The 7,261-nt window shown below is 70.3% G+C and carries 9 protein-coding genes; all 9 read right to left on the bottom strand.

The window, feature by feature from the left end:
* Positions 1 to 990, bottom strand: a 990-nt coding sequence (locus DDE13_RS21360; RefSeq protein ID WP_162631159.1) for a hypothetical protein, incomplete at its 3' end; no start/stop codon positions are given.
* A gap of 10 nt (positions 991 to 1,000) precedes the next feature.
* The gene (locus DDE13_RS21365) at positions 1,001 to 1,993 is read right to left on the bottom strand and encodes a contractile injection system protein, VgrG/Pvc8 family (RefSeq protein ID WP_162631160.1); all 993 of its coding nucleotides are present in this window, start codon (positions 1,991 to 1,993) and stop codon (positions 1,001 to 1,003) included.
* Complete coding sequence (locus DDE13_RS21370) at positions 1,990 to 2,199, bottom strand: tail protein X (RefSeq protein ID WP_111406242.1); 210 nt, start codon at positions 2,197 to 2,199, stop codon at positions 1,990 to 1,992. The genes DDE13_RS21365 and DDE13_RS21370 overlap by 4 nt, the downstream gene beginning before the upstream one ends.
* Positions 2,184 to 2,597, bottom strand: a complete 414-nt coding sequence (locus DDE13_RS21375) for a phage tail protein (RefSeq protein ID WP_222626172.1) — start codon at positions 2,595 to 2,597, stop codon at positions 2,184 to 2,186. Before DDE13_RS21375 ends, DDE13_RS21370 begins: the two co-directional genes overlap by 16 nt.
* A complete protein-coding gene (locus tag DDE13_RS21380; protein WP_111406243.1) occupies positions 2,594 to 4,561 on the bottom strand; it encodes a phage tail tape measure protein in 1,968 nt (655 codons plus the stop codon). Before DDE13_RS21380 ends, DDE13_RS21375 begins: the two co-directional genes overlap by 4 nt.
* 3 nt (positions 4,562 to 4,564) lie before the next feature.
* Positions 4,565 to 4,678, bottom strand: coding sequence for a GpE family phage tail protein (locus tag DDE13_RS21385; protein WP_222626173.1), 114 nt, complete (start codon positions 4,676 to 4,678; stop codon positions 4,565 to 4,567).
* Between the two features lie 23 nt (positions 4,679 to 4,701).
* On the bottom strand, positions 4,702 to 4,974 hold the full coding sequence (locus tag DDE13_RS21390; protein WP_111406245.1) for a phage tail assembly protein: 273 nt from the start codon (positions 4,972 to 4,974) through the stop codon (positions 4,702 to 4,704).
* A 200-nt stretch (positions 4,975 to 5,174) separates the two neighbouring features.
* Positions 5,175 to 5,669 (bottom strand): phage major tail tube protein, encoded by a 495-nt coding sequence (locus tag DDE13_RS21395; protein ID WP_111406246.1) that lies wholly within the window; start codon positions 5,667 to 5,669, stop codon positions 5,175 to 5,177.
* 10 nt (positions 5,670 to 5,679) lie between these two features.
* The gene (locus DDE13_RS21400) at positions 5,680 to 7,182 is read right to left on the bottom strand and encodes a phage tail sheath subtilisin-like domain-containing protein (RefSeq protein ID WP_111406247.1); all 1,503 of its coding nucleotides are present in this window, start codon (positions 7,180 to 7,182) and stop codon (positions 5,680 to 5,682) included.
* Positions 7,183 to 7,261: the final 79 nt, after the last annotated feature.

Consider the following 7,261-nt stretch of genomic DNA (forward strand, 5'->3'; position numbering starts at 1 on the left):
ATACTCGGTGATCGCGTTGCCGCCATTCTCGGGTGCCGCCGGCCGCGGGAACCGGATCGCGGTGGCGCTCAGCACATCGGGCACCGGGGCGGCCATCGCGTCGGGCACCTCGTAGGCCGGAACCGACGCGGTCACAGGGTCGGTCTCGAACTCGCCCGCCGTGTTCGTGACGGCCCACACCGCCGCCAGCGCCTGCACGGCCAGCGCCTTCGGGATAATCGCCTCGCCGTCGGTCACGGCCAGCACACCGCCGTCGATCGTCGCCGCAAGGACCGCGCCCGGCGCGGGCACGCCCGACAGCTCGGGCTCTGCGAAGGTCGCCCGCACGGTCGTGCCGAGGTCCTCGATCTCAATGCGGCCGGGCGTCACCACTGCCGGCGCGCTGGGCGTGACGGTGAAGGTGAAACTCAGCGACACGGACCCGGCGTCGTTCGATCCGGTCACCTCGACCGTCTCCCCCGCGATCACGGCACCCGTCGCCAGCGTCACGATACCGACCGCGTCCACGCTGGCGCCGGTGCCGGTGACCTCGAAGTCCGTCGCACCGACGATCACCGCCGCCGCGTCGATCGTCCCCGGCGCGGCCCCGCCCGCCAGCGACACGTCGGCGATGGACCCGAGCGCCACGGGCGGCGACACCAGCGTGCCGATCGCGCGCTCCAGCGTCAGGTCCACCCGCGCGCGGCGGGTCACGTCGCCCAGCGTGAGCCGCGTGACCAGCGTGTAGCGCCCCGCAGCCAGCGTGAAGGCCGGCTGCACGATCTCCACCGTCCCGTCGGCCGCACTGACGATGCGGGCCGGCAGGCCCAGCTCCGCGCCCTCCGCATCGACCAGCCACGCGGTCGCGTAGCCGCCGGTGATGTTCACGGGCTCCGGACCGTCGCGCCAGCGCACCAGCAGGCCCAGCGTTTCGTCCCGGCCGATGGTGACCGGGCGGTTGCGCCGGGGCGCGTAGCTTCCGAAATCGGCGTCGATGACATGGATCGGCATGGCGGTCTCCTCAATCGGGGGCGGGCGGGCGTTCGAGATCGAGCTCGGTCACCAACCGGTCGGTCAGCACGTGGTGGGCGCGGTTCACGGTCCAGTCGCCCGCCCATTCGGGGCGCAGTTCGGCGAAGCGGACGCGCGCGCCGGCGAAAGCGGCGGGCTGGAAGCGGGCCAGCGTGATCTGCGCGGTCTCCGCGCCGCGGCGGGCATCGTCGAGTGCCGCCTGTGCGGCCCGCGCGGCCTCGGCCTCGGTGGCGTGGACGTGGCGCAGCACCCGGCGGGGCTGGCCGTCGCCCACGATGACCGTGTTCACGGCCGCGGACCCAAGTTCCGTCCAGGAGGCGGCGACCGACCCGTACCGGCCCCGGTCGGCCGTGCGCCACGACCAGGACGATGCGGCGCCCATGGGAAACGTCACGGGGGACAGCGGCGTGCCGTCGGCGGCCGTCCCGGCCCCGCGGCGCGCCAGCACCAGCCGCCCGTCGGCGGGCTTCACGATGCCGCCCACGCGCCGCGCGATGCGGGTCAGCAGGTTGAGATCGGACTCGGCCGTCTGCGCGACATAGCCGGGCGCATAGGCGGCGAGCCGCGCGTCGGCCTCGGGCTGCAGACCGGCCTCGCCCGCGATCGTGCGCAGCATGTCGCCCAGGGTGACGCCCTCCCAGGCGCGGGTGCGGGGCGCGCGGATGGCGCTGCTCATGTCGGCGGCGGTGGCGCGGATGCGCATCTGGCGGGTCGGGCCGGTCAGCTCGGTATCGTCCACCCGGAACGCGCCCATCGGCGTCAGCGGCACCGCGCCCGCGCCCGGCCCCGACATCCCGAGCCACACCCGCACGAGCGATTGGTGCGGCGGCACGATCAGCCGCCCGTCGCGATCGTCGAGCGTGAGCGACAGCGTGTCGGCCTCGATCCCCGCGGCGTCGAGGATCCGCAGCTCCAGCAGCCGGTCGCCGACGGGCGCGGTCACGTCCTCGCCCTCCGCCACGATGCGGAACACGGGCTTCACGCGGCACCCCACAGTCGCACGACCGGGGCGGCGGATGGCGCGGGCAGATCGGGCAGGATCACGCGGGTGCGGTAGGGCAGGATCGGCCCCAGGTCGGCCAGGCCGGGGTTCGCCTCCAGCACGTCGGGGATCACGTCGGCGCGGCCATAGGCGGCGATGCAGATTTCGTCCAGGACCTCGCCGCGCCCGGTCAGATACTCGGCCATGCGCCGTCCTCCCCGTAGCTCTGCAGCTCGACCGAGAAATCGATCCGCCGGGGCGCGCCGTCGCGCAGGAAGGTGCGCTTGTTCTCGGACACGCGCAGGATCACCCAGCGCTGCAGCGCAAAGCCGAGCCCGTCCACCAGGATCAGCGGCTCGCCTGTGCGGGCCACCAGCCGCATCGCTTCGACCTGCCGCAAACCGCCCTTGAAATGCGGATAGATGACGCCGTTCAAGGTGATCGTCTCGATGCCCGGCCCAAGGTACTGCGCGGCCGGATCGCGCCCCGCCCGGTCGAGCGTCGCCCAGCGATACGCGGCCGTGCGCTGCAGCGCCTGGTAGGTCGCGGTGTTCACGCCGAACCGGAACCCGCCCAGTGCCAGCATGGTCAGCTGCGGGATCATTCCATGTCCTCCGGCGTGTCGGACAGCCGCTGCACCGACGATCCCGCGCCGCCGTTCTGGCGCAGGTAATCCGCCGTGCGGCGCGCCAGTTCGTCGGTGCTTTCACCGGGCTGCTGCTGGATGTTGAACGTGTTCGTCTGCACGAAGTTCTCGTCGGCGCGCGGCGGAAGCATGGGGCCGGTCATGTCCACGGCGGGGGCGGTCGAGCCGCCGCCCGCTTCCATGCCGATGTATTCGAGCCAGCTTTCCGGGATGATCCCCCGGATCGTTTCCTTGATGCTTTCGACCATCTGCGACAGCAGGCTCGACGCCCCGTCCCACAGCGTCCGGATCATCTGCTTGCCGCTGTCGTACAGGCTGAAGCCGGTGAAAGCGTCGTCGATGGCCGCGATCCAGCTCGCGACCTCTTCGCCCCAGTACGCGGTCAGCCCGGTCAGTGCGTCGTAGATCAGACCCAACGGATTGTACTGGATCCAGACCTCCAACAGACCGCTGACAAAATCCTTCTCGAAAGCAGCCTTGATGGCGAAGAACTTGTCCGAGAAGTATTTCACGATGCCATCGAAACTGTCGTAGATCGTGTAGATCAGTGCGAGCACGCCGACCGCCATCCAAGCGAACGGGTTCAACCGCGTGGCCCAGATGAACAGGTTTCCGAACAGTCGCAGCACCCATCGGATCGGCTGCAAGAACGCCACGAAAGCCAGCCGCGCGACGATACTGCCGATCGCGAACGCGGCCAGCCAAATTACCAATTGCCCAAGCGCACCGACGATCTCGGGATTTGCCTGCATCCATTCATTGAGGCTCCGCAGGATTGGGGTCAGCCCATCCAGCAGATCGCGCAGCGCCGGGAGCATGAAGTCTCCGATGGTGAGCGATAGTTCGGTCGTGATGCTGTTGAGCGCCTTCATCGCGCCGGCCACGTTGTCGTTCTGCTGTTCGGCGACCCGCGCGGCGCTGCCTTGTTCGCGCATCTCGCCCGCGAACTCGCGCAGGGCACCGCTGCCCGCCTGGATCATCAGGACCTGCGCGGCAGCACTCGCCTCTTCCCCGAAGATCGCCTTGTTCAGCGTCGCCTGTTCGGCGCTGCCGAGCGCCTTCATGGCCGCGTCCATCTCGGCCAGGATGTCGATCATGGGCCGCAGGTTGCCGTCCGCATCGGCGGTCTCGATGCCGAGTTGCTCCAGCGCGTCGGCTGCGGCCCCGGTCGGCCCCGCGAGGCGCGAGATCATCGCCCGCAGCGCGGTCCCGGCCATGCTGCCCTGGATGCCGGCATCGCCCAACTTGCCCGCCATGGCCGCGGCTTCCTCGAGAGACAGGCCCACGGCGGCCGCTTGCGGCGCCACATACTTCATCGTCTCGCCCAGCATCGCGAGGTTCGTGTTCGAGTTCGTGAACGCGTTGGTCAGCACGTCGCCGACGCGGCCCGTCTCGGACGCGTCGATGTTGAACCCGGACAGGATGTTGCTGGCGATGTCCGCCGTGGTGGCGAGGTCCGTCGCCCCGGCGCTGGCAAGGTTCAGCATTCCCGGCATGGCCGCGATGGTTTCGTTCACATCGAACCCGGCCATGGCGAGGAACTGCATCCCCTCGGCGGCCTGGCTGGCGGCCCAGGGCGTGGTGGCGCCCAGTTCGCGCGCGGTGGCGGTCAGGCGCGCCACCTCCGCGTCCGACGCGTTCGCGACCGCGCCCACCTTGTCCATCGCCGCTTCGAACTCCGCCGCCGGGCGCAGCAGCCCGTAGGCGGCGGTGGCCAGTCCTGCGATCCCCAGCGCCTGGTTCTGGACGATGCCCAGCTGCTGCGCCTGCACCGCGCCAAGCCGGTCGGCTGTGTTCAGCATCCCGCGCCCGGCCCCGTCCACCGCCACGCCGACCTCGCGCATCGACGCCAGAACCCGTTTGCTGGGGCCGGTGACCTGGTCGACCAGGCGCAGGATCATGGCGATGTTCAGGTCGGACATCGGTCAGCGGTCCTCGGCCTGTGCCCGTGCGCGGGCGCGCCAGCGGGCAAGTTCCGGCAGCGTCATCGCGCACATCTCGGCGTGGCCGAAACGGTAGATCAGCGCGATGTCGGCCATGGCGTCCTCCACGTCGTCGGGGATCAGCCCTGCGTCTCGGGGGCGAAAAAACCCACCACAGCGCCACCCGCGCGGGCAAGGTCGCCGGGCGACAGCTTCGCGGCCTCGGGGCCGGTCAGTCCTTCGACGGTGATCCGCGGCAGCAGCGTCAGCAGCGCGGTGACGTCGAGCTGCAGTACGTCGGTCAGCTTGAGCCCGCGCAGATCGCCGGTGCCGGGTTCGCGGAGGGTCAGCTTGGCAAGGTCGCCCTCGGCGCGGTAGATCGGGCGGGTCAGTGTGACGGTCTTCGTGTCCATGTGAACGCTCCTTGAAAGGGGGTTTTCAGGGCGCGCTCATCGCGCCTTGAAGCGGGTGATCCAGTCGGTCAACCAGCGCCATCGTTGCGGCGGTGCTGGTTCGGGCGGCGGGGGGTCCTTCCATGGGGACCAGGCCCTGCGCGCCCACTTCTGGTAGGCCCTCTGGCGGGCGGCGCGGCGGCGTTTGGCGCGCGCGCCCATCAGATGCCCATCGCCTGGCGGATGCCCTCCAGCTGGTCGATGCCGCCGATCACGCGCTTGCCGTTCTCGACATCGATCTCGAATAGTTCGCGCCCGTTCATTTCCATCCGGAAATAGTCGCAGGACGTGGTCAGCTTCAGCGGCGCGGCCTGGCTGGGGCGCAGGTTCGTGGGCTCCATGGTCGACCAGCGCCCGCCGATAGTGGCAATGAACGTGTCGGCGCTGAAATCGTTCTCGCCCATGGCGCCGGGGCGCAGCACCAGCCGCTGCTTCGTGCCGAACAGGGTGATCAGCTCGGGCACCCATTCGTGGAAGCTGATCTCGGCCGACATGGCCTGAAGCCCCATGTCCACGGCGATGGGGGCGTCCATGCCTGCGCCGCGGTGATCCTCGGTCTGCAGCTGCAGCATCGGCATCTTCGCCTCGGCCACGCGCCCGAAATACGACACACCGTCGATGAACGCGTTGAAGTTCCGGATCGTGCGGGGATACATGGCGCTCTCCTCAGGTTGCGCTGGTGGCTTCGGCGATCAGGTCGGAGTAGTAGTCGCCGTTGCGGTAGGCGTGGAACGTCAGCCGCTCCAGCGGGGCGGGCGGCTCGAAGTCGTAGTTCACGAACAGCTGCCCCGCCTTCAGCGTCGCCTCGGTGTTCAGCTCGGGATCGAGCCAGCAGGTCCCGCCCAGGATCGCGCCCTGCGCCTGCAGGGTCCGCAGGAACGCCGCCACGCTGTCGCGGATGTCGCGCAGCAGCTGCGCCGAGAACGGCCGGTCCATCGCCCACAGCTGTGCCGCTTCGATGCTTTCCTCGATCGCGTCGGCGGTGCGGCGGACCGACAGGAACGCCCACAGCTGGTCGGCCGAGGTGCCGCGGTTGCCCCACAGCCGCCAGCCGCGATCCTGCACGATGGTCGTGACCTCGGCCGCGTTGAGCAGGTTGGCGCGGGTGTTCGGATCGTTCAGCGCGAAGGACACGGGCCGGGTCGTGCCGGTGATCCCGTTCATCAGCTTGTTCGACGGCGACCACCAGAAGCCGCGCTCGGCGTCGGTGCGCGCGATGATGCCCGCAACGCGCGAGCTGGGCGGATCGGCGACTTCGGTCTGCACGACCGGGTCGAACACGGTGACCCACGGATCCACGACCATCAGGCGCTGCGATCCGAAGTTGTCGCGGAACTGGATCGCCTGCGCGTCGGTCGTGTTCGGCCCGTCGGCGATGACGATGGCGCGCAGCCGGTCGGCGACGGCGATCAGCTCGGCCGTGACGGCGACGTTGTTCGTGAAGCCGGGGCAGATCAGTATCTTCGGCACCACGCCGGTGTTCGCGCGGGCGTCGAGCAGCGCCTGGATGCCGGTGTTGTTGCCCGCGCCGTCCACGCCGCCGATCACGTTGGCCAGCGTCTCGGCCGTGTCGGCGCCTTCGGCCACGCGCACGATCACGATCCGGGCACCGGCCTGGTCGAAGATCCCGTCGATCGGTTTCGCGTAGGGGATGTAGCCCAGCGGCGCGGCCTCGGCCCGGCTGGTGACCAGCACCGGCGTGTTCAGCGGGAAAGGCTCCGCCGCGCCGCCGGCCAGCGGCCGGGGGGCGAGGGTCCGGCGCAGCGGCAATGTGCCCGTACTGCCCGTCGGCAGTGTCGCGGCGACCAGGGCCCCGGCGTCGGGCTCGCCCTCGATCAGCCCGATCAACTGCATCGGCGTCGTGGTGATCGCGCTTTCCGTGTCCGTGGCGAGCGACACGCGGATCGCGCTGTCGGTCACGTCGATCGACGCGGCGGCACTGGCCGCGCCGGGATCGACCAGGTCGATGGTGATCGCGTTGCCCGCGGTCCCGGCCGTGGCGGCGGTCAGCGTGACCGCGGCATTGCCGACGCCCAGCGTCAGGCTGGCGGCGGTCGCCGGGGCCGCGTCGGGGGCGACGCCGACGATGCCGATGGTGGACGTGTCCAGCAGCGGGATCGGGCGCAGCCCGTCGTCCTTCTCGATGGTCTCGACGCCGTGCAGGAACATGGCGGTCTCCTTTGTTTCAGGGCCAGTAGGCGGGATCGGTGAAATCGGCGGGCACGCCGGGGCCGTCGGCCCAGGCCCA

Source organism: Meridianimarinicoccus zhengii (assembly GCF_003254465.1).
In the GTDB taxonomy this organism is placed as follows: Bacteria; Pseudomonadota; Alphaproteobacteria; order Rhodobacterales; family Rhodobacteraceae; genus Meridianimarinicoccus; species Meridianimarinicoccus zhengii.

Excerpts from the sequence above, each read along its gene's own strand:
- DDE13_RS21390 (WP_111406245.1), bottom strand. The coding sequence starts at position 4,974 with ATGGACACGAAGACCGTCACACTGACCCGCCCGATCTACCGCGCCGAG.
- DDE13_RS21370 (WP_111406242.1), bottom strand. The coding sequence starts at position 2,199 with ATGGCCGAGTATCTGACCGGGCGCGGCGAGGTCCTGGACGAAATCTGC.
- DDE13_RS21395 (WP_111406246.1), bottom strand. The coding sequence starts at position 5,669 with ATGTATCCCCGCACGATCCGGAACTTCAACGCGTTCATCGACGGTGTG.
- DDE13_RS21385 (WP_222626173.1), bottom strand. The coding sequence starts at position 4,678 with ATGGCCGACATCGCGCTGATCTACCGTTTCGGCCACGCCGAGATGTGC.
- DDE13_RS21375 (WP_222626172.1), bottom strand. The coding sequence starts at position 2,597 with ATGATCCCGCAGCTGACCATGCTGGCACTGGGCGGGTTCCGGTTCGGC.
- DDE13_RS21400 (WP_111406247.1), bottom strand. The coding sequence starts at position 7,182 with ATGTTCCTGCACGGCGTCGAGACCATCGAGAAGGACGACGGGCTGCGC.
- DDE13_RS21380 (WP_111406243.1), bottom strand. The coding sequence starts at position 4,561 with ATGTCCGACCTGAACATCGCCATGATCCTGCGCCTGGTCGACCAGGTC.